We start from the raw sequence: 18,870 nt of genomic DNA, 5'->3' as shown, positions 1-18,870 counted from the left end.
AGGGTCTCGACCACTCACGTGGCGGCTTCAATATCAAGCTCCCTGGTGGTGAGTGGACCCGTCGGAAGGGTCTTGGCAGGCGACAGCCCCACCATTTATCGTCATGCTGACATCTACTGGGCAAGGAGCTCTGCATGGCTGTCAGCGACGTCCTGGACGATATCGTCGCGCCCCTGAACACCGTGCTGTTCGACTTCGGCCGCGATGCGGTGACCTGGGCGGAGCTGCTCGGCTTCGCCACGGGCGCGGCCTGCGTCTGGCTGACCGTCAGGGCGAGGATCGCCAATTTTCCCGTGGGCATCGCCAACAACCTGTTCTTCCTGGTTCTGTTCTGGAGCGCCCGGCTGTACGCCGACGCCATCCTGCAGGTCGTGTACCTGATGCTGGCCGCCGTCGGCTGGTGGACGTGGCTGCGCGGCGGCGAGCGCCGCTCCGCCCGCCTGATGGGCCATGCGTCCGCGCGCACCGTCGTCGTCTTGCTGCTGCTCGCCGTACCCGCGACCTGGGGCCTGACCGTAGTGTTGACCCGCGCCCAGGACATCGCACCGTTCTGGGACGCCCTCACCACCGCACTGTCGCTGGCCGCCCAGTGGCTGCTCAACGCCAAGTCCTACGAGAACTGGTACTTCTGGATCGCCGCGGACGTGGTCTACATCCCGCTGTACTTCGCCAAGGTGCTCTACCTGACTGGCATCGTCTATGTGCTCTTCCTGACGATGTGCCTGCTCGGACTGCGCAGCTGGCACCGGGAGCTGGGCGCCGGCCGGTCGATCGCCGCAGCGGGCCCGGTGCGCGCATGACGGCCCCCTTCGAGCACGGACTGGTCATCGGCAAGTTCTACCCCCCTCACGCAGGTCACCACTTCCTGGTGCGCACCGCGGCGGACAGCTGCCGTCGCGTCACGGTCGTGGTGATGGCGGCCGACGTGGAGTCGATACCGCTGGCTAACCGGGTCGGCTGGCTGCGCGAGGCGTACGCGGACCGACCCCAGGTGGCCGTCGCCGGCGTCGTCGACAACCTCGCGGTGGACTACAGCAGCGACAGCGTCTGGGCGGGGCACGTCGCCCTGATGCGTGAGGGGGTGGCCGCCGGAGCGCATGCGGCCACCCCCGTGGACGCGGTGTTCACCTCAGAGCCGTACGGCGCCGAACTGGCGCGCCGGTTCAGCGCGGCGGACGTCCGCCTGGACGCTGCACGACAGACTTTCGCAGTCTCCGCTACCGCGGTCCGCAGCGACCCCGTGGGCCGCTGGGACGCACTGGAACCGCCGGTGCGGGCCTGGTTCGCCCGACGGGTGGTGGTGCTCGGCGCCGAGTCCACCGGCACGACCACACTCTCCCGCGACCTGGCCCAGGCACTGCGTACCCGTGGCGGTCCGCATTCGCTCACCCGATGGGTTCCTGAGTACGGGCGCGAAGTGACCGTCGCCAAGCTCGCGGTGGCTCGCGCGCTGGCCGCCCGCCGCGGCTTTCCGGAGCCTACTGTTTTCGACCTGGAGTGGAGCGACGCCGACTTCGAGGCCGTCGCCGCCCGCCAATCGGCCGAGGAGGAACGCGCGGCCCGAACCGGCGGGCCTGTGCTGGTGTGCGACACCGACGCGCTGGCCACCACCGTCTGGCAGGAGCGCTACGTCGGCCGGACCACCGATGCGGTGCACATCCTCGCCAACGCCATGCCGCCCAGGGCGCTGTATCTGCTCACCGACCATGAGGGTGTGCCGTTCCACGAGGACGGCCTGCGCGACGGCGAGGAGTTGCGGCCCTGGATGACCGAGCGGTTCCGCAAGGTGCTGTCCGGTCGCGGCGTGCCCTGGCTGGAGGTGCGCGGCGACCGCTCGACCCGGCTGCGACTCGCCCTGGAGGCAGTCGACCGGCTGCTTGAAGAGGGCTGGCGGCTGGCCGTCCCGCTCGGCTGAGGGCGGCGGACGCGGCGCGACTGCGGGAAGGATCAGTGCCCGAGGAAGCCGACCGGTAGGTGAGCACTACCGCCGCCAGGCCCGCAACCCGAGGCCGGCACCGCCAGCGAATTCCGACCTCCCGCGTTGAAGTTTCCCCATGATCTTGGACACTTGATGCTTACGCCGCGAGGGCGTGTCCTTGCTCGTGACGCTGCCGGATCTCCAGTGGGGTGAGGTAGCCCAGAGTGGATGCTTCCGCAATCGCCGTCGGTTGTAGAAGGTCTCGATGAAGGCGAAGATCTCCGCTCGGGCACTCGCCCGGTCCGGCCGGCAACCTGCAGCACGGTGATCTCGTGCGCCAGGGCGTCGTCCGCGGCCCGCTTCGCTCGCCGGGTCTTATCGCCGGCCAGCCACGCATAGAAAGAAGAGCGGGCCACCTTCAGCGGCCGGCACAACAGAGCAACGTTGTGGCTCCGCCTCGATGAACGCGTACACCTCGCTCATCGATCGCTCTCCTTCGCGAAGAAGACCGCCGCTTTTCGCAGTACCTCGATCGTCTCCGCCTGCTCGGCGGCCAGCCTCCGCAGTCGACGCAGTTCTTCACACTCGGCCGTCGTCAGCTCTCCCGGAGCCCCCTGCCCGCGGTCGATCGCATCCTGCTTGACCCAGTTCCGCAGTCCCTCGGCGCTGCCCCCGAGCTGGCGGGCCACCTCGGTGACGGTCTTCCCGGAGGAGTGCACGAGCGCGACCGCCTCCCGTTTGAACTCTTCCGTGTAACGCCTGCTGCGATTGCTCTTGCTTCCCACCTGGCACTACTTCCTCTGGAACCTCACGTCCCAGTCTCCAGGTGTCCGCGATCAGGGGGAAGCTTCAGGCGCCCCTTCCCCCTGAGTCTGGGAACGGAGTCGCCGGTCACATCACTGGCACGCCGTCCCGGAGATGGAGCGGCCGTCCCGTCTCCAGCGCGCGCACCGCCCCCTCGAACCGGCGTCGCATTCGGTCTCGAAGGCGACCACTGGCTTCGTCCGGCGTTACGAACGCGACCTCGGACAGCTCATCGTCGCGCGGGCGTAGTCGGTCGGCTACAGGTCGAATTCAAGGTGTTCGAGGTCGGTGAACTCGACGTCCAGGCCATGAGCGCGGCGGCCGTTGTCGCGGAAGTAGACCTCGCCCAGGGCCTCGGCCGTGATCTGGCGCAGTTCGTCCTCGGTGGCCCCTTGCTCTTGGGCCTGGAAGAGGCGGGCGGCGTAGCGAGGGGGCAGCGCGAGGGTGAGGTGGCGCAGCCTCGGGTCGTCGGTGCTGCCGGGTGCGGCGGTGTAGCCGAACCGGGCGCGGGTGTTGGTAACAGCTGTTACCATCATGGTATGGCGAAGACACAGCTGGGTGCGCGCGTCGACGACGAGATCAAGAAACTGGCCGAGGCCCGTGCGCGGGACCGCGGTGTGAGCCTGGGGGACTACATCGCCGGACTCGTGCGGGAGGACACCGGCGGGCTACGGCAGCGGGGCCTGGACGCCGCGAGGCGTTTCCTCGACGAGCACCAGGATGTCTTCGACGAAGTCGAAGACGCAGACCGTCACCCGGGGGCGCACGCCGCGTAATGGAGCTGTACATCGACGTCCCCTGGATCCTGCAGGTCGCTGAGATCGCGGGAGCGGGAGATCCGGCCCCCGACGACTACGGTGTGCCCGTGGCGGCGGTCGCCTGCCATCGGGCCGAACTGCTGGAAACACCTGTCTACGACGGCCCCTACGCCCGTGCCGCCGCCCTGGTGCACATCCTCGGCCGCTGCCGCTGGCTGGAGCGCTCCAACATGGCCGTGGCGGCGGCGACGGGCGTGATGTATCTGGAGGCCTCCGGTATCCCGGTCAAGCCCACCCGGGGCGACGCCATCGCCCTGCGCGACCTGCTCAGGGATCCCGGCTGCACCGCAAAGAAGATCGCTGCCTTGCTGCGCGCCTGGCCGCAAGCCACCTGAACTGCGTCAGCGCGGCATCCCCCATGTCAAGGCGAGGCGGTGGCGCACGCCGCCCGCCCTGCGTCGAGGAAGTTCCTGTATGACTGCGGTCGAGGTCTCCCGACCAGGCCGCCCGTCAGGCATGTGCTGTTTCCCGACCAGCTGCAGGCCTTGAGCGGCTGGTGCGGCGGCATCTGCGGCGTGCGGAGACGCGGATGCCGTATGTGTCGGCGACGGGGACCGGCAAGACGCCGGTGTCCATCCGGGTCGCCGATGACCTCGGTGCCCGGCTGGTGCTGTTCGTGGTGCCCACCCTGGACCTGGCGGCGCAGGCGGCGCCGGCGTGGCGCCGTGACGGTCATCTGGAGCGCATGGTCATCGTGTCCGCGATGGACACCGCCCGTCGGGACGAACTCTTCACGGCGCGGGTCGGCTCTTCAACCGATCCGCAATCGCTGGCTGCGCTGATGTCGGTGGTGGGGGAGGGGAGGGGCAGGATCAGCTCCGGGCGCTGACGGTGATCTGCCCCTATGACTCCCTGGACAGGATCGAGCAGACGCAGAAGTCCAAGTACGTCGGGCCGCCGTTCGACCTGGCGGTCGTGACGAGGCGCACCGGATCGATCAGAGCGTTCGAACGAGCGTACGCAGCCGCCACTCGCGTCCCACGAGCACGCTCCGCAGGCGCGGAAGCCGGGCGTTTCGTAAATTGAGGTAGGAACAACTCCCAGGGAATGCGTGGGATGGCACCGCAGATCGACTACACGGCGGTATTCACCGCCCTTCCGAGCCCGTGCCTCGTGCTCGGCACGGACCTGGTGATCGCCGATGCCAACCCGGCTTTCTGCGAGGGGACCGGACGGAGCCAGACCGAGCTGGTCGGGCAGTACCTCTTCGACGCCTTCCCGGACAACCCCGCCGACCCGGAGGCCGACGGGGCGGTGACGCTGAAAGCCTCGCTGCACCGTGTCCTGTCCTCCGGCCAGACCGATCACATGGCGTTGCAGAAGTACGACATCCCGATTGCCGGCAACCCCGAGGTGTTCAAGGAGCGGTGGTGGACCGCGATCAACGTGCCCGTCCTCGACCCGGACGGCAAGGTAGCCTGGATCATCCACCGGTCCGAGGACATGACCGACGTCGTCCTCGCCCGCCGCACGGCGCACCTTCCGTCGGTCAGACCAGGCCGGGAAGCGGCCATGGAGGCCGAGCTGTACTCCCGGGCGCGGCAGCTGCAGCGGCTGAACGAGGAGCTGCGGCAGGCTCACGCCCGTGAACGACGGATAGCCGTCGCCCTGCAGGAGGCCATGCTGCACGTCCCGGACCTGGCCCGGCACCCGGACGTCGCCGTGCGCTACCTGCCCGCGGCCGGATCACTGAACGTCTGCGGCGACTGGTACGACGCGGTCGACCTGCCCGGGGGCCGCTTCGCCGTCGCGGTCGGCGATGTGGTCGGCCACGGGCTGATGGCCGCCACCGTCATGGGCAGGCTCCGCAGCGCGCTGAGCGCCGCCACCCGCACCGTCCACGGCCCCGCCCAAGCCCTGGAGGTCCTGGGGCTGTACGCGCGCTCGGTCGAGGGAGCACTGGCCGCCACCGCCGTCCAGGTCCTCGTCGACTGCCACAGCCATTTGCTCATCTACAGCAGCGCCGGCCACCCCCCGCCCGTCCTATTGCATCCGGACGGCGCCTGCGAGTTGCTCGACCAGGCCACCGACCCACCGCTGGGCGCCCGTCCCGAACATGTCCCCCGCCCCCAGGCCAACAGCACCTACACCCCCGGCGACACCCTCATTCTCTACACCGACGGCCTGATCGAACGCCGCGGTGAGGACATCGACGTCGGCCTGGCCCGCCTTACCTCCACGCTCGCCACTTGCACCGGGTTCGGCGCGGAACACCTCGCCGACGCCCTCCTCGCCCGCCTCGACCTCACCAGCGGCGCCAACGACGACATCGCCATGGTCGTCGTGCGCCTGAACGGAACGCCCCCCAGAACGTGAGCTGTGCCCTGGCAGGGGGAAGCGTGCAAGTCCACACCGATCCAGCCGCGCCCGGGCGACCGGTCTCGTCTCCGGGGCAATGGACGATCCTCGGGTCTGTCGCGCGCCTGGCGTCCCGCAGCGTGCACCTCATTGACGTGACGTGCATGAGGCGTGGTTTGCAGAACGTGCTCATGCGGTGCGGTGGGAATCAGGCGTGCTGTGCTGACCGATACGTGGGGCGAGGCGCTCGACCGACGCGGTTTTGACGACCAGGGGGACGTTTTCATCGTCGAGGTGCCTGCCCTGGCCGTCGTACCACGCGCCACGAAGTCGCCGTACAGCAGTCGGGTCAGCGCGATAGCCACCTCCAGGTGATAGCCACCTCCAGGTCAGTGCGACCGTCCGAAGGACTGAACCGCAGCACTCGACCAACTCGCACACCAGATGCCTCTGACACGCCTTTCTCCCGGTTCGCAGCTGCATGTCCCGGGTCGGCGCCGCCCATCTGGCTGGCGATGTCCCGGCTCAGCTGCGCCTGCGCCTGCGTCGCCGGCGTGGCCGGCTTGCGGCGCGCGCCGTCACCGGGTTCACCCACCGCCAGCCGGCCAGCAGTTCCTCGATGCCCAGCCGGTAGGCGGCCCCCACCCGGTGCAGAAAGGACCACGTCGTCTCATCCGCGACGGGCGCCACCTGCATCACCCCACGCTACGGGCCCCCTTCACATCCCACAGCCCCCAGCGACCCTGAGCTTGTCTTTCAACCTCTGTCCGCTTGGGTCTGCGGGCGCCTCTCCGGCAGGGCGCGGTTTCTGATCACGCGGAAGGGGAGAGCTGTTCGCGCACCCATTCGGGATCGGGGTTGATGTGTGGCCGGCCCGCCACGACGACGGTCGGCACGGTCTCGTTGCCGTCGTTGGCTGCTCTCACCGCTGCAGCTCCTGCCGGGTCACGCCAGATGTTGACCCAATGCAACTGGCGGGCGCTGCGGCCCAGCCGAATGCGCAGTCGCATGCAGTACTTGCAGCCCGGACGCCAGAAGACGACCGGCCGCCCGTCGACCACGCTGCGGCGTTGTGCCTCCCGCGCACCGATCGACCTCGGGAAGATCAGGGGCGAGTTCACGCCTGCGAGCGCCAGGAACGCCAGCAGGAGTGCTGCGGCTGTGCCGGGGCTCCCCTTGAAGATCAGCCCAGTCGCGACGGCTGAGCCGCAGAGCATCAGCAGCATCGGCAAGATCCAGGCGCGCATCATGGAGACGCAGACTATCGATGAGTCGAAACGGTCATCGAACCAGGCCGCTCACCTGGGTGTTCGCCGGACGCTGAGGCGGCCTTCGTCCGATCATGTGCTCCGACCAAGGACACACGTGACCACGACGAGGCCGTGAAGGCGAGTCTGCTGCCTAATGGGAGCTGCCGGGTCGGGTGGACTCCGTGTCGTAGCCGCCAGCAGGTGAGCACTATGGCTGCCGGAAGCATCCGACTTCTGTGATCAGACCATGCCCCTGCTGGTCGGCCGGGAGACCGGACCGCTGATGGGGTGGCATGCCCGCCGATCGGGGCGTGAGCACTGGATCCATTACCGGTAGTTCGTTGAATCCGGCGGTAGAGGTCAATGCCGCGTCCGGTGGTGACCGCGTCGATCAGGGCTTGGAGTTCGGAGGGTGGGTCCGTGTCCGTCCAGGCTCGCCACCATCTGTTGAGGGTGATGGCGGGGGTGAGCCAGGAACGGATGGTGCGTAAGGCCCTGGGCCGGCAAGGCCGTTGGGGCTGGTGGAGTAGGGCTGGTCCCCCTCTCTGGCCCCTTGTCGGGGCACGGGTCCGGCGCGGTGGCATCCAGGGGTCCGGATGGGGCGAACCACTGGTCCCGGCAGAAGGAGAAGGCGCAGTTGACCAGGGTCTGGTGGCGGCGGATGGCGCGGTCGGAGCGGACTTGGAAGTCGGCCCAGCCGAGTTCGTCCTTGATCTGCTTGTAGCTCTGCTCGATCCATGGCCGCAGTCCGTAGAGGCGGACGATCTCGGCGAGGTCGGCCGGCGGGTGCGGGCCGGTGGTGGCATGGGGTGCTTCGGGGCGGGGCAGGTTGGTGGCCAGGTACCAGGTGCCCTTCTCCGGCAGTCCGGCTGGGTCGGTGGTGGCCACGACCAGCCGGCAGGGGGAGTCGGGGCCGTAGCCGCCAGGCGGGCATCGGCGGCCCACCAGGTCTCGGTGTGCCGGTCGCGGAAGTGACGCTTAACGGGTCTCCAGTCGCCGGGACGCTTGGCATCCTTTCAGGTCAGGGCGTGTGCGGCTTCGATGGGGGTGTGCGGCTGGCCGGCCGGAGCCCAGGTGCCGCGGTGTGGCTTGAGGGCCACCTCGTAGGCCAGGCCCGCCTCGCGCGCAGTGCGAGGTACCAGTCGTCGCTGACTTGAGTAGGCGCAGTCGGCGACCACCGCCCGGCAGTCGAAGCCCGCCGCCTTCCCGCGAGCCGCGAGGGCAGCGGCCAGCTGCGGTTTCGTCCGGAAGGCCGGGTCGGAGCGGCCGCGGGCGAAGTGGTGGGCCGGGGGGTAGGGAGTCGCGTGCAGCGGGCGGTACACGCGGCCGTCGGTCCACACCGTGGTCACCGTGACGATGCCGTTGTCGGTCTTGCCCAATCGGCCCAGCCACTGCCGGCCCACGTGCGCGGTGGCCGTGCCGTCCTTGCGGTCCCCGCAGTCGTCGATCACGATGACCCCGCCGTCGTGCGGAGCCGTCGCCGGCTGCTCGCGCAGCAGCTCGAGCCGCCGGTCGTTGACCTGCTCGACCTCCCATGGGGACTCGGACAGGAAGAACTGCAGCCGCTGCACCCCCGGCATCCCCGCACCCGCCACCGGCTCCGCCCCTGCCAGGCAGGTGAGCGTCTTGTTCCGCTCCCGCGGCGCCCGCAACCCGGTCAGGTACTCGCGAAACCCTCGCCGCTGCTGCAGGCACCTCCGGCCCCGCGCACGCCAGCACAATCCGTGCGCGCAGGGCCAGGACCTGAGCCGATGTGGACCGACGCGTCCACCGCTCCAACGTGGCCCGCTCATCAGCAGACAGCGGCAGTGGTTCCAGCTTCGGGCCTCGACGAGGAACTGGCGCACCAGCACCAGAAGTCACATTGCAACTAACGATCAACTACTGGCGCAGGACATTAGTACGACCACCTCATCTCGTTGCAACTCGGGGGCGACCCGAACGACGCCCGCAACTTGTGGGTGGAGCCGGCCGACCCGGGCCACAAGCCGGGCGGCGGGATCAACAACAAGAAGGACCCGTTGGAGACGAAGCTCCACACCGCCGGCTGCTCTGGCAAGGTCACCCTCGCGGACGCGCAGCAGGCCATCGTCACCGACGGACCACTGCCCTGTCCAAGCTGGGCCTGAGCTGACCAACCCTGGCGGGCGCAGCGGAGGCGAGCGGGACAGCGATGCGGCGGCCGGAACGGCCGTCCCGGGCGCCTCGCCGGGCTGCGTGGCGACGCCGGCGGTGGTGGATACGTCGGCGGCGGCGAAGGGCGCTGTGGCCCGTCCGCCCCTCGCGCCCATCGGTCCGGAGACTGTCCATCGTGTCACCTCAATCGCCCTGGCACGGCTGCGGCTGGGCCCTGAGACGCCTTCGTAACGCCGTGCGGCCTGCCGGACTTCTGGGATCCGTGTGTACAGCGACACTCTCCGAAGGAACGCGGACACGGTTCCGACCATTCGATGGCGCGGTTCCCCTGGTCGGCACGCAACTCGAACGGCTCAGTCGCCGGCTCGCGCCCGCGACGCGCTCCTCGCCGGGGCCGGCGCCGAACGGCGGCCGTGTACGACGACGCCGGCACGAGCCTGAACCGGGGCGGCGGGCTGACACCGCGGTTGTGACCTGAGCGGACGGGAGCCATCGTGGAAACACCCGGTCCGCGGAGAAAGGCACCCGATGACCGATCTCAAGGACGTGGCCCGGATCGCCGCCGATCACAACCTGGCGGACGCGGCCACCACCCGTACCGACGGCTCGATCCAGGCGTCGGTGGTCAATGCCGGGATCATCGACCATCCCGTGACCGACGAACCGGTGGTCGCCTTCGTCACCTATGGCCCCACCAAACTCGCCCACCTGCGGGCACGACCGCGTACCGCCCTCACCTACCGCGCCCGGTGGAACTGGGCCACCGTCGAGGGCCGGGCCGAGATCGCGGGCCCCGACGACCCGTACGACGGCATCGACGGCGAACACCTGCGGCTGCTGCTGCGTGAGATCTTCACCGCCGCGGGCGGCACCCACGACGACTGGGGGCCAATGACCGCGCGATGGCCGAGGAGCGCCGTGCCGCCGTCTTCGTCCACCCCGAGCGTGTGTATGGCAACTGACACCGGGGGCCCACCGACAACAAAGATCGAGCACAGCGAGGAGCACCGGTATGGCTGAACGCCCCGCACCCGCGCCCGTGGACCGGCCCGCCCTCAAGCGGCGCCTGGGCCGCACGGGCGTATGGCTCGCCTCGCTGTCCACGGCGGCGGCGGACGAGGAGCGGCGCGCCGCCGCCGCGATCGAGGACCTCGGATACGGGACCTTGTGGTTCGTGGAGTTCCCCAACGGAAAGGAGTCGCTGACCCATGCGGCGCTCCTGCTCTCCGCAAGCCGGCAGATGATGATCGCAACCGGCATCGCCAACATCTATGGCCGTGACGCCACCGCCGCGGCCAACGGCGCCAACACACTCGCCGAGGCGTGGCAGAGCCGTTTCGTGCTGGGCCTCGGCGTCAGCCACAGCCCGTTGGTGACCAGCCGCGGACACGACTACAGCAAGCCGGTGTCCACCATGCGGGCCTACCTCGACGCCATGGACGCCACGCCCTACGACGCTCCGTTGCCCGAGCAGGTGCCGCGTGTGCTCGCGGCGCTGCGCACCAACATGCTGAAGCTCGCCGCCACGCGGGCCCAGGGCGCCCACACCTACTTCGTCACGCCCGAACACACCCGCAGGGCCCGGGAGACCCTGGGCCCCGATCCCCTCCTCGCCCCCGAGCAGGCCGTGGTGGTCGACACCGACCCCGAGCGGGCCCGGGCCACCGCCCGCGCGTACGCGTCCTTGTATCTCACCCTGCCCAACTATCTGAACAACCTGCGCGAGCTGGGCTTCTCGGACTCCGACTTCAAGAACGGAGGCAGCGACGAGCTCATCGACGCGGTCGTCCCCTGGGGCGACCCGGAGAAGCTGGGTGAGCACATCCGGGCGCACTACGAGGCCGGCGCCGACCACGTCTGCGTACAACCCCTCGCGCGGACACTCGACCAGCAGCTGGAGGACCTGCGCCGGCTGGCCCCGGTCCTCCTGGTCTGACGAGCCCGAGCCGCCGTCAGCGCCCGCCTTCTTCGCCTGCGAGGAGTAGCGGCCGGGCCCCGGGATGCCGAGCGCAGCCGCCGAGCACCCCAGCTGGGCCGCGTCTTCATAGCCGCCCGACTGGGCCCGGAACCCGGCGGAGGCGTGGACGGACACCGCACCGGCCATCGTGCCGGCGGCCGCGGCTCCGGCGGCGGGGGGCTGTGTCAGCGGCTGTACGACACGCTCCGGGCCCCGAAACGCGAGACCATCCCGACGTGGGCCTCCTGGACCGCCGAACGACGCAGCACCCGCCGGAGCCAGGGCAGCGCACCTATGTCGGCCGGTCGTGCAAGAAAGTCGGTCATCTGTTGTCGAAAGGGGCCTCGTTACGGCATTTCGCTGGTCGTGTTCGGAGAGGGATCGGACAACAGCGTAAGCCGCCCTCGCGCGTGGCGTGCGGATCGGTACGGTCGCGGCTCATCTTCCGGCCGTTCAGAGAGATATCGGATGAGTCATGACGACACGGCGTCCTGCGCGGGACTGGGCTGTGCCGGGCTGGTGTTGCTCCACGTCTGGGTTCCGGTCGGATACCTGCTCGCCGCCCCGGTGACCGTCCCGGCTCTGATGGCCGTCCAGTCGCCGCCGGTCCGCCCGCCCTTCGCCGCTCCCTGGATGCTGCTCGGCATCGCCCTGGCCGTCGCGGGCCTCGTGACGTGGCGCGCCGGGCATCGCCGGCGGGTGCGGGCGTGGCTGCTGCTCGCCCAGTCCGCGGGGCTGGTCACGCTGTCCGTCGTGGTGGCGCTGTGGGTGAGGTCGCGGGTCGAGCCGCCCGCGCTGCGCATGGCGAAGGGCGATGCCAAGGGCGTCTGGAGTCTGGTCGCGGAGGCGCAGACGCTCGCCGTCATGCTGGTGGCGGTGGTGTTCTTCCTCGTCGTCCGCAGGGTCAGTCCCGCGCCGCGGTCCCGTTGGGCAGCCGCCATGCGGCCGTTCAGCCAGCGCTTCCCCAGCCCCGGCGAGATCTGGTGGTGCAAGCCGAGCGGTGGGGGCAAGCACCGACCCTGTCTGGTGATCGACCGGGACGAGGGACGAGCCCGCGTCCTGTGGATCGCCCGTTGGCGGAGTGAGACTCCCGACGCCTCCGTCGCCGTGCGGGACGGCGCGTGGAACGCTCGGTCGCGTGGCCACGCCAACTGGGTGAACGTGCGCCGCCCCGAGGACGTGCCGCTGGCCGCTTTCGGACGGCAGATGGGCCTGTGCCCCCTCAGCACCTGGCGTCAGGTCCACAAGGTCGTCCGCGGGGAGTCCGGGGCGCGCCGGCGCCGGAGCCCCGTGACGTACCGGCACTCCCCGCGCCGGTATCCACGGCCCCTGCGGTGGCTGGGCCGCGACCCGAATCGGCCCGCCATGGCCGACGGGCCCGCCCCCTGGGAGCCGGAAGGCCCAGGCGCGGCGCACGACCCGTCGGACTCCACCGCACGACAGCCCGCCGATCCCACGACGGATGCACCCGTACGACGTGCCCGGCGGCGTTTCCCGAGCATGGGCCGTCCGCCGGCCCGCCGCTGACGGCGCGTTCGCTCGCCCTCGTGCGCCCACCTCACCCTCTCCTGCCCTTGACCCGGCCTCGCCGTGGAGCCGTACGCCCCGGCGCGTGACCTGAACCGTGCGCCGGGTCTGGTGCCCACGACCCAGCGAAACCGCCGTGACCGCCGGACCGGCCGAGTCCCGCGCCCTAGCCTCCCGAAGGTGCCGAACGTGAACGCTGTCATCGACGTCTCGAACGTCTGCTGGTCCCACGAGATCGGACCGCGATCGAAGCGCCCCCTGCTGACCCGGCTGGACCAGGTCGTCGCGGCGTGGCGGACGCTCCACGGGGCGGGCGCCGAACTGGTCCTGGTCGTCGACCGGGCCCTGCGGCACCAGATTTCCAGGGAACAGCGCGACGACTACGACCGCCGGCGCCGCCAGGGACTCCTGAACGAGGTGCCCTTCGCGGATCCGGTGCTGCTCTCCCTCGCCCAGGAGCGCCACCTCCAGGTGATCAGCCAGGACCGGTTCGTGGACCTGCGGCGGCAGTTCCGCTGGATCGAGGAGCAGCCCGAGCGCTTCCACGGCTGGCGCCGGGACGGGGACGGTCTGCGTTTCGTCTCCGGCGGCATCGTGCCGGTGTCCGGTCAGGCCAAGTCGCGGGCCGAGGAGGACAAGAGGCTCTTCGTCGGCGGGCTGAAGGACCACCCGGACGTCCTGCGTTCGGTGTGGCGCTGCGCCTCGCGCTGCCTGATGGCCCAGTTGTGGCCCGAGGGCATCCTGCTGTGGCCGGAGCTGGACCGGCGCACGGGCGAGCCCGTGTGCCCTGAGCCCCGGTGCGGCCGTCCCCTGGTCAGGGTGGGCGACCGCAGGCCGTCGCGCGAACTGCTCGTCGAGCGCCTCGACCTGGACGAGGACAAGGCCGTACTCCTGCGGTTCCCGCTGGAGACCGACGGCTGCCTGGAGATCGGCCGCGGCGCGCTCACCCACGGCATCAACCTCGACGGCATCGGCCGCGAGCACCGCGACGCGGTGGCCCGGGTCAGCCGCAGGCACCTGCTGATCGAGGCGGACGCCGCCCTCACCGTCTCCGTGCGGGACGTGGGGTCCTCGCACGGCACGGCGGTCCGGCGCTGGGAGGGCCACGCCCTGGGTCGCCCGCGCACCCTGGAGCCGGGCGAGCCGGTACACCTGGGCGCATCGGATCAGGTGGTGCTCGCGGACTCCGTGGCCGTACGGCTGTCCGGTCGTCGGTACAGCCCGGACGTGGTCCCGCCCGCCCTCGGCGGCGGGGGTGGGGCGAGGACGGTGCTGCGGTAGCCCCCAGGCCTGGCCGGAGCATAGCTCCCTCCAGCGGTAAATGGTGAAATATGGAAACTTCGGGTATTCCATCCACTTCCCCGACTAGGGTGCTGCGTGTGTTGGTGAGTCTGACGAGAGTGGGAGCGGCACGGCAGGCGCTGGCCAAGGGGCTCGCGGTGCAGGGTGCCGACCGGGACATGGTGATGACGGCCGTGGAGCGCGGCGGTCTTCCCGAACTGGGCGGCGGGCGGCTTCTGTTGCTTCCCCACCAGCGCCACCGGGCGGTGATGCGGCTGGTGACTCCGCCGGCCTGGTGGGGCACCCGGGCGGCGCGAGCCGAAGGATTCGACGTCCTGGCCCAAGCGATCGCCGCCGTGGCGGACGCGGCGCGGCAGGCCGGTGGGGCCCTCACCGTGCCGGGCGTGTCGCTGGACGGGACCGCCGTGCCTCCGGACGGCGACCTCCACCGGCTGGAGACGACCGACCCGGTGGAACGGGAGTTGCTGTACCAGTTGCTGCGACGGCACTCACCCACGCTGATCGCGCTCGCCGGCCGGGGCTCCTTCTCCCCGGGCGGACGCCGGGACCGCATCGGGTCCCGGTGGCTGGCCGACTCCGGCGAGCACCTCACCGCCCGGGAGATCGGTCCCGTGACGGAACGTCACCTGGACCGGGTGTGCGCGGAGTTGCGCCGTCGCGACGGCATCAGCCACCTGGACCGCATGGACGTCGCGCCCGCCGAGGACGGCGGCACCGTCCTGGTCCGCTGCCTCGACGCGCAGGCCACCCTGGCCGAGGTCCGGGCGCACATGCTGCTCCTCGACGCGCTCGCCCTGCGCGCCCGCGGGCAGGCGAGGAAGGGCCAACGGCAACGACCCGTCCGGCAGGACCTGCTGGACGACAACCGGGCCCGCGCCGTCGCCGAAGGCCTGCGAGCCGTGTTCATCGAGGACCGCCCCCAGAAGCCGGGGCGGGACCGAGACGACACGCGGAGGGGCGACACAGGGCGGGACGACGCGCGACGAGGCGGCCCACGACGAGGCGCCCCAGGGCGCGACGACCCGCGGCGAGGCGGGCCGGCGGGGGAGCGCCCGGAGCGCCGCCGCCCCGCCCGGCAGGCCGCCCGCGCCCTCCTCGACGACCTGGTCCCCGAACTCGCCAAGCTGGACGCCACCGCCGAAGAGCTCCTGCCCCTGCTGAACCTGGTCGAGCTGCCGGGCCGGAGCCGGCCTCCGTGCGGCCAGGACCTGCTCCGGCTCGACACGGCCGGCCGGCCGCCGGCCGAGACGCTTCGCGCGGGGCTCACGGACACCCGGCCGGGCGGCCCCTTGCTGCCCGCGGTCGTCGCCAGCCACCCGGGAAGCGCCGCCCTCATGCTGCAGGCCTGGCGCGAGGCCCTCGCCGAGGGCCAACCGCTGCGGGAGCGCCGCGGACGCGACGAGCCGGCGCGACCAGGCCGCGCCGGACCGCGCCGCGAGGAGCGGCCCCCGTCGAACCGGCGCCGACGGCCCCCCGGCAAGGGACCGGGCGCCGCACCGGACGGCCGCCGCGACCAGGGTCAGGCACGGGGAGGGAACCAGCAGTGACCACGGCATCCGCCGAAGTCCCCGCAGGAGACGTGGAGGTCGTCCTCGACCTCCGGGAGGCAGACCTCGGCCTCACCACCGCCCAGGCGTACGGCGAACTGTGGCAGCAGCTGGAGCCGACCCTCCTGGGGCGCCCGCTGCGCGCCGGCACGCCGTTCCGCTGGGACTCGCCGACCGGGGACATCGTCCTGGAGGTCGTCCGCTGCGGCCCCGGCGTCACAGTCGTCCGCCAGGACACCTGCTTCGACGTCGTCGCCGTACGGGAACGCCCGGACCTGACCCGCACGGCCTGCGCGGCCTGCGCCGGGGGCGGGCGCACGGCGTACGGGCCCTTCACCTGTGAGCTCTGCGAGAAGGAGGGACGCCCCGCCAGGCTCTGCGACGACCACGTGGTGCTCCTCGACGGGGCGCTGACCGCCGTCTGCGCCGCCCATCGCCCACCCTGCAAGGAGTGCAAGCGGCCGGCGTCCTTCCGCTGCGCGGGCCCCCACTGCGCCACCGCCACCGCCTGGTGCGACGCGCACCGCCGCCCGCACCCCGCGGACCCCGACCTGGACTACTGCCCGGCATGCCACCGGCACCAGTTCCCCGTCTGCGAGCAGGAGGGCTGCCGCGGCGCCGGCCGCGTCCGGTGCGACTGGGCGGACCCCGCGGGCACACCGTGCGGCCGGCAGGTCTGCCCCCGGCACGTCCACCGCTGGCAGGTCTTCGGCCACGAGAAGGTCGGCCTGGGACTGTGCCGCGAGCACCACCGGGCCCCGCGCGCGGCGGCCCCACCGGAGCTGGTGCGGCAGATCGTGGCCACGGCCGCACGCCGTCGGGGAGGCCCCCGCGTGTCGCTGGCCCTGCTGGGCCACAACCTGCGCAACACAGGACACGGCCAACTCGCCGTGGACTACCGCGCGATCCACGCCCTGCTGCGGCGGCTCGCCGACGACTCGGGCCACGGCAACGAAGCTCGCCGCCTGGCGGAGCACGTACGCCGGGCGGAGCCGGACTGGCAACGGGAACTGGCCCGGCTGGGCGACACCGCGACGGAGGGCCGTCGCCTGTTCGAGCGTCTGCGGACGCTGGTGCGCGAACAGGAAGCGGGCAGGGCGGAGATCGCGGACGCGCTGCGCTTCGTGGAGTACAAAGCGCCGCGCATGCGCGACGGCGTCGCGGAACGGCGGGGCCTGCTCTTCGTCGACCTGCCGCAGTCCCTGCGCGGACGGTTCATCGGCGCCAAGGGGGCGCATGCGGCCCGGTACCGCCAGGCACTGGGCGTGGACGTGAGGTTCGAGGGCGATCGGAGCCGACGATGAGGGGGACGACGACGGATCCCCGGCTGACCCGGGGTGTGGTCGTGCCGGCCGGGGGGGTGCTCGCCGGGGCCCGGGTCGGGGTGTGCGCGGCGGAGTGGGAGGCCGCCGTACGACCGCCCGATGGGGAGCGGTACCGGGTGCTGAGCCTCGGTGCCGGGTACGACGCCACGGCCGTGGCCGTCGAGGTCGTACCGCTGGCCGAGGTGCCGGCCGGACTGCTGGCGGTGCCCGAGGACCTGGCGAGGGCCACCGACTTCGACGCCGCGGCCGATCGCACCACCTGGCGGGTCGACGCGGCCCCGGTGGTGGAGGCGCGCTCCCTGCAGCTGGAGTCGCCCACCGAGCGCTCCCTCGACGAAGCCGGCCGGGAACTGGCCGGCACGGGACTGGCCGGACGGGCGTTGTGGGTGCCCGCCGACGATCAGGAGATGCGGCTGGAGGCCGGCTCGGTGCCCTACCGGGTACGGCAGTTCGACTCGGGCGGACGGCGCGAGGTGATCCTCACCATCGGTGAGCGCACCGCCGTCGACCTCTTCGTACCCGGCGCCCGCAACGGCGTCGACGTCGTGGTCCTGGCGGACTGCAGCGGCTCGATGAAATGCGAGGACATCGTTCCCTTCGCGGAGTACGCGGCCGCGACCGCCGCCACCTCCCGCTGGCGCGGCCTGATCGGGTCGCGCACCCGGCCGTCCAGGGCCGGACTGAGCCGGATGCGCGCGCTGCAGGACGCACTGCGCCATCTGCTGGAGGTACGCCTCCAGGCCGGCGGACGGGTCTCGCGGATCGCGCTGCTGGAGTTCACCCACCGCACCCGCCAGATCTTCCCGCCCGGCGGCGGCATGGCCCAGATCGACGCGGGCACCCCGGCGGAGTCCGACCTGTTCCGCAACGCCGTCGGCGTGCTCAAGGCCCAGAACGCGGGCACCGACATCGGCAACGCGCTGCACGAGGCCGCAAACCTCCTCTACCACCATCACAAGCCGGGCAACGAGAAGCTCATCGTGCTGGTCAGCGACGGCGCGCACTGGGCGCCGAAGGGCGAGCAGGGATCCGGCGAGGTGCTGATGGCCACCGAGGAACCGGTCAGCCTCATGGAACACCTGCACGCCGACACCGGCATCCGGCTGCACGCCATCGGCATCAGCACGCCGCAGCTCTACCAGGACTGGCTGACCCGCGCCCAGGTGCAGGACCACGTCTCCCTGCGGCCCGACCACGCGCTGCTCGCCGAACTCGTCCAGGTCGGCGGCGGCGATCCGGCGGCGATCGGCGGCTACGAGGTGCTGGACGAGTACTTCTCCGGCCTCGGCGCCGGCATGTCCCGGCGCGTCCAGGTCACCCGGGCCCGGACCGGCGGGCTCACCGCCCCGACGGCGCAGGCTCTGGACACGTGGCGCACCCGGCTCGCCGGGGACGCCCAACGCCCCCCCACGTCCGACCCGGGACCCGGCCGGGAGGCGGTGCGGGAGCGGCTGTCCGCGGCAGCCGGTCGCTGCGCGCAGGCGGCCCAGGCCGCACTGCGCACCCCGCTGCTGGATCTGATGCGGGTGCGGGACGCCATCGACCGAGGCCTGGAGGGCGAGCACGGCGTGCCCGACCCCCGCGCGTTCGTCCGCACCATCGGCCGGGCGCTGCCCCAGCCGCAGTCCGACGCCGTCCCCCCTCCCGCCCAGGTGCGGCCGCACCTGCACGAGGCGGAGCGGTTCCTCGCCGGCCTCTCCCCGGAGTACGACGGTCTCACGGCCGCCGGGCCGGGACCGGACACGGCCTGGGTGGTGGCCCGCTGCGACCGACTCGCGCACCTGCTGGAGTCCCTCACCGCGGCACTGGAGACCGTTCCGGCGCCCGCCGTCGATCCCGCGCCGTCCAGCGCCGGACAGCCCGAGCGGTCGCTGCCCGCCGACGAGGACCCCTACGACGTCGAGGCGGCGCTCGGCACCGCGGGCGTGGCGACGGGCGGCGTCTCCGCCCCCGCGGCGCCCGCCCCGTACCGCCTGAGGGAGTGAGGG

Annotated in this window: 18 protein-coding genes and 4 pseudogenes; 14 read left to right on the top strand and 8 right to left on the bottom strand. The window is 71.6% G+C overall.

Annotated features, from left to right (window positions below; translation table 11 throughout):
- Window positions 1-134: 134 nt before the first annotated feature.
- Together pnuC and ABZ876_RS12210 are read left to right on the top strand one after the other, a co-directional pair.
- A complete protein-coding gene (gene pnuC / locus ABZ876_RS12215) occupies window positions 135-800 on the top strand; it encodes a nicotinamide riboside transporter PnuC (protein ID WP_361778328.1) in 666 nt (221 codons plus the stop codon).
- Window positions 797-1,915: an AAA family ATPase gene (locus tag ABZ876_RS12210; protein WP_361778325.1), complete on the top strand. Its 1,119-nt coding sequence runs from the start codon at window positions 797-799 to the stop codon at window positions 1,913-1,915. Before pnuC ends, ABZ876_RS12210 begins: the two co-directional genes overlap by 4 nt.
- 482 nt (window positions 1,916-2,397) lie before the next feature.
- On the opposite strand, the gene ABZ876_RS12205 is transcribed toward ABZ876_RS12210, so the two are convergent.
- Together ABZ876_RS12205 and ABZ876_RS12200 are read right to left on the bottom strand one after the other, a co-directional pair.
- Window positions 2,398-2,703, bottom strand: a complete 306-nt coding sequence (locus ABZ876_RS12205; protein WP_361778322.1) for a transposase — start codon at window positions 2,701-2,703, stop codon at window positions 2,398-2,400.
- A 276-nt stretch (window positions 2,704-2,979) separates the two neighbouring features.
- Window positions 2,980-3,237: pseudogene (locus ABZ876_RS12200) on the bottom strand (XRE family transcriptional regulator); the annotation flags it as partial.
- Window positions 3,238-3,261: 24 nt separating this feature from the next.
- Here ABZ876_RS12200 and ABZ876_RS12195 point away from each other — a divergent pair.
- The 4 genes from ABZ876_RS12195 (at window position 3,262) to ABZ876_RS12180 (ending at window position 5,856) form a co-directional block, all read left to right on the top strand.
- Window positions 3,262-3,498, top strand: a complete 237-nt coding sequence (locus ABZ876_RS12195) for a hypothetical protein (protein ID WP_361778319.1) — start codon at window positions 3,262-3,264, stop codon at window positions 3,496-3,498.
- Window positions 3,498-3,875 (top strand): fic family toxin-antitoxin system, toxin component, encoded by a 378-nt coding sequence (locus ABZ876_RS12190; RefSeq protein WP_361778316.1) that lies wholly within the window; start codon window positions 3,498-3,500, stop codon window positions 3,873-3,875. Before ABZ876_RS12195 ends, ABZ876_RS12190 begins: the two co-directional genes overlap by 1 nt.
- 194 nt (window positions 3,876-4,069) lie before the next feature.
- Window positions 4,070-4,369, top strand: a complete 300-nt coding sequence (locus ABZ876_RS12185; protein ID WP_361778313.1) for a DEAD/DEAH box helicase family protein — start codon at window positions 4,070-4,072, stop codon at window positions 4,367-4,369.
- A 227-nt stretch (window positions 4,370-4,596) separates the two neighbouring features.
- Complete coding sequence (locus tag ABZ876_RS12180; protein WP_361778310.1) at window positions 4,597-5,856, top strand: SpoIIE family protein phosphatase; 1,260 nt, start codon at window positions 4,597-4,599, stop codon at window positions 5,854-5,856.
- Between the two features lie 507 nt (window positions 5,857-6,363).
- Here the strand turns inward: ABZ876_RS12180 and ABZ876_RS12175 are convergent.
- The 5 genes and pseudogenes from ABZ876_RS12175 to ABZ876_RS12155 all read right to left on the bottom strand — a co-directional run.
- Window positions 6,364-6,534: a hypothetical protein gene (locus tag ABZ876_RS12175; RefSeq protein WP_361778307.1), complete on the bottom strand. Its 171-nt coding sequence runs from the start codon at window positions 6,532-6,534 to the stop codon at window positions 6,364-6,366.
- Window positions 6,535-6,650: 116 nt separating this feature from the next.
- On the bottom strand, window positions 6,651-7,088 hold the full coding sequence (locus ABZ876_RS12170) for a glutaredoxin domain-containing protein (protein WP_361778304.1): 438 nt from the start codon (window positions 7,086-7,088) through the stop codon (window positions 6,651-6,653).
- Window positions 7,089-7,448: 360 nt separating this feature from the next.
- A complete protein-coding gene (locus ABZ876_RS12165) occupies window positions 7,449-7,976 on the bottom strand; it encodes a hypothetical protein (RefSeq protein WP_361778301.1) in 528 nt (175 codons plus the stop codon).
- A gap of 128 nt (window positions 7,977-8,104) precedes the next feature.
- Complete coding sequence (locus tag ABZ876_RS12160; protein WP_361778298.1) at window positions 8,105-8,740, bottom strand: transposase; 636 nt, start codon at window positions 8,738-8,740, stop codon at window positions 8,105-8,107.
- A 52-nt stretch (window positions 8,741-8,792) separates the two neighbouring features.
- Window positions 8,793-8,906: pseudogene (locus tag ABZ876_RS12155) on the bottom strand (IS630 family transposase); the annotation flags it as partial.
- 83 nt (window positions 8,907-8,989) lie between these two features.
- Here ABZ876_RS12155 and ABZ876_RS12150 point away from each other — a divergent pair.
- The 3 genes and pseudogenes from ABZ876_RS12150 to ABZ876_RS12140 all read left to right on the top strand — a co-directional run.
- A pseudogene (locus ABZ876_RS12150) lies at window positions 8,990-9,222 on the top strand (hypothetical protein); the annotation flags it as partial.
- A gap of 530 nt (window positions 9,223-9,752) precedes the next feature.
- Entirely contained in the window at window positions 9,753-10,244 is a 492-nt protein-coding gene (locus ABZ876_RS12145; RefSeq protein ID WP_361778295.1) for a pyridoxamine 5'-phosphate oxidase family protein, read from the top strand.
- Window positions 10,237-11,160 carry a TIGR03620 family F420-dependent LLM class oxidoreductase gene (locus tag ABZ876_RS12140; RefSeq protein WP_361778292.1) on the top strand — a complete coding sequence of 308 codons (924 nt, stop codon included), beginning with the start codon at window positions 10,237-10,239 and terminating at the stop codon, window positions 11,158-11,160. The genes ABZ876_RS12145 and ABZ876_RS12140 overlap by 8 nt, the downstream gene beginning before the upstream one ends.
- Window positions 11,161-11,202: 42 nt before the next feature.
- Here ABZ876_RS12140 and ABZ876_RS12135 read toward each other — a convergent pair.
- Window positions 11,203-11,358: pseudogene (locus ABZ876_RS12135) on the bottom strand (RpiR family transcriptional regulator); the annotation flags it as partial.
- Between the two features lie 291 nt (window positions 11,359-11,649).
- Between ABZ876_RS12135 and ABZ876_RS12130 the strand changes: the two are divergent.
- From ABZ876_RS12130 to ABZ876_RS12110, 5 genes are all read left to right on the top strand, one after another.
- On the top strand, window positions 11,650-12,708 hold the full coding sequence (locus tag ABZ876_RS12130) for a hypothetical protein (RefSeq protein WP_361778289.1): 1,059 nt from the start codon (window positions 11,650-11,652) through the stop codon (window positions 12,706-12,708).
- Between the two features lie 189 nt (window positions 12,709-12,897).
- A complete protein-coding gene (locus ABZ876_RS12125) occupies window positions 12,898-13,989 on the top strand; it encodes an FHA domain-containing protein (protein WP_361778287.1) in 1,092 nt (363 codons plus the stop codon).
- Window positions 13,990-14,093: 104 nt separating this feature from the next.
- Window positions 14,094-15,557: a hypothetical protein gene (locus ABZ876_RS12120; RefSeq protein ID WP_361778284.1), complete on the top strand. Its 1,464-nt coding sequence runs from the start codon at window positions 14,094-14,096 to the stop codon at window positions 15,555-15,557.
- Entirely contained in the window at window positions 15,554-16,861 is a 1,308-nt protein-coding gene (locus ABZ876_RS12115; RefSeq protein WP_361778281.1) for a hypothetical protein, read from the top strand. The genes ABZ876_RS12120 and ABZ876_RS12115 overlap by 4 nt, the downstream gene beginning before the upstream one ends.
- A complete protein-coding gene (locus ABZ876_RS12110) occupies window positions 16,858-18,867 on the top strand; it encodes a vWA domain-containing protein (RefSeq protein ID WP_361778278.1) in 2,010 nt (669 codons plus the stop codon). Before ABZ876_RS12115 ends, ABZ876_RS12110 begins: the two co-directional genes overlap by 4 nt.
- Window positions 18,868-18,870: the final 3 nt, after the last annotated feature.

It is taken from the genome of Streptomyces sp. NPDC046931 (assembly GCF_040644655.1).
Lineage (GTDB): Bacteria > Actinomycetota > Actinomycetes > Streptomycetales > Streptomycetaceae > Streptomyces.
The sequence above is the reverse complement of the archived record's forward strand: the minus strand, read 5'-3'. Positions and strand labels throughout refer to the sequence as shown.

Bases quoted from the DNA above. Each gene is read 5' to 3' on its own strand.
- ABZ876_RS12145 (WP_361778295.1), top strand. From the start codon at position 9,753: ATGACCGATCTCAAGGACGTGGCCCGGATCGCCGCCGATCACAACCTG.
- pnuC (WP_361778328.1), top strand. From the start codon at position 135: ATGGCTGTCAGCGACGTCCTGGACGATATCGTCGCGCCCCTGAACACC.
- ABZ876_RS12190 (WP_361778316.1), top strand. From the start codon at position 3,498: ATGGAGCTGTACATCGACGTCCCCTGGATCCTGCAGGTCGCTGAGATC.
- ABZ876_RS12210 (WP_361778325.1), top strand. From the start codon at position 797: ATGACGGCCCCCTTCGAGCACGGACTGGTCATCGGCAAGTTCTACCCC.
- ABZ876_RS12180 (WP_361778310.1), top strand. From the start codon at position 4,597: ATGGCACCGCAGATCGACTACACGGCGGTATTCACCGCCCTTCCGAGC.
- ABZ876_RS12140 (WP_361778292.1), top strand. From the start codon at position 10,237: ATGGCTGAACGCCCCGCACCCGCGCCCGTGGACCGGCCCGCCCTCAAG.
- ABZ876_RS12185 (WP_361778313.1), top strand. From the start codon at position 4,070: ATGCCGTATGTGTCGGCGACGGGGACCGGCAAGACGCCGGTGTCCATC.
- ABZ876_RS12170 (WP_361778304.1), bottom strand. From the start codon at position 7,088: ATGATGCGCGCCTGGATCTTGCCGATGCTGCTGATGCTCTGCGGCTCA.
- ABZ876_RS12110 (WP_361778278.1), top strand. From the start codon at position 16,858: ATGAGGGGGACGACGACGGATCCCCGGCTGACCCGGGGTGTGGTCGTG.
- ABZ876_RS12195 (WP_361778319.1), top strand. From the start codon at position 3,262: ATGGCGAAGACACAGCTGGGTGCGCGCGTCGACGACGAGATCAAGAAA.
- ABZ876_RS12175 (WP_361778307.1), bottom strand. From the start codon at position 6,534: ATGCAGGTGGCGCCCGTCGCGGATGAGACGACGTGGTCCTTTCTGCAC.
- ABZ876_RS12130 (WP_361778289.1), top strand. From the start codon at position 11,650: ATGAGTCATGACGACACGGCGTCCTGCGCGGGACTGGGCTGTGCCGGG.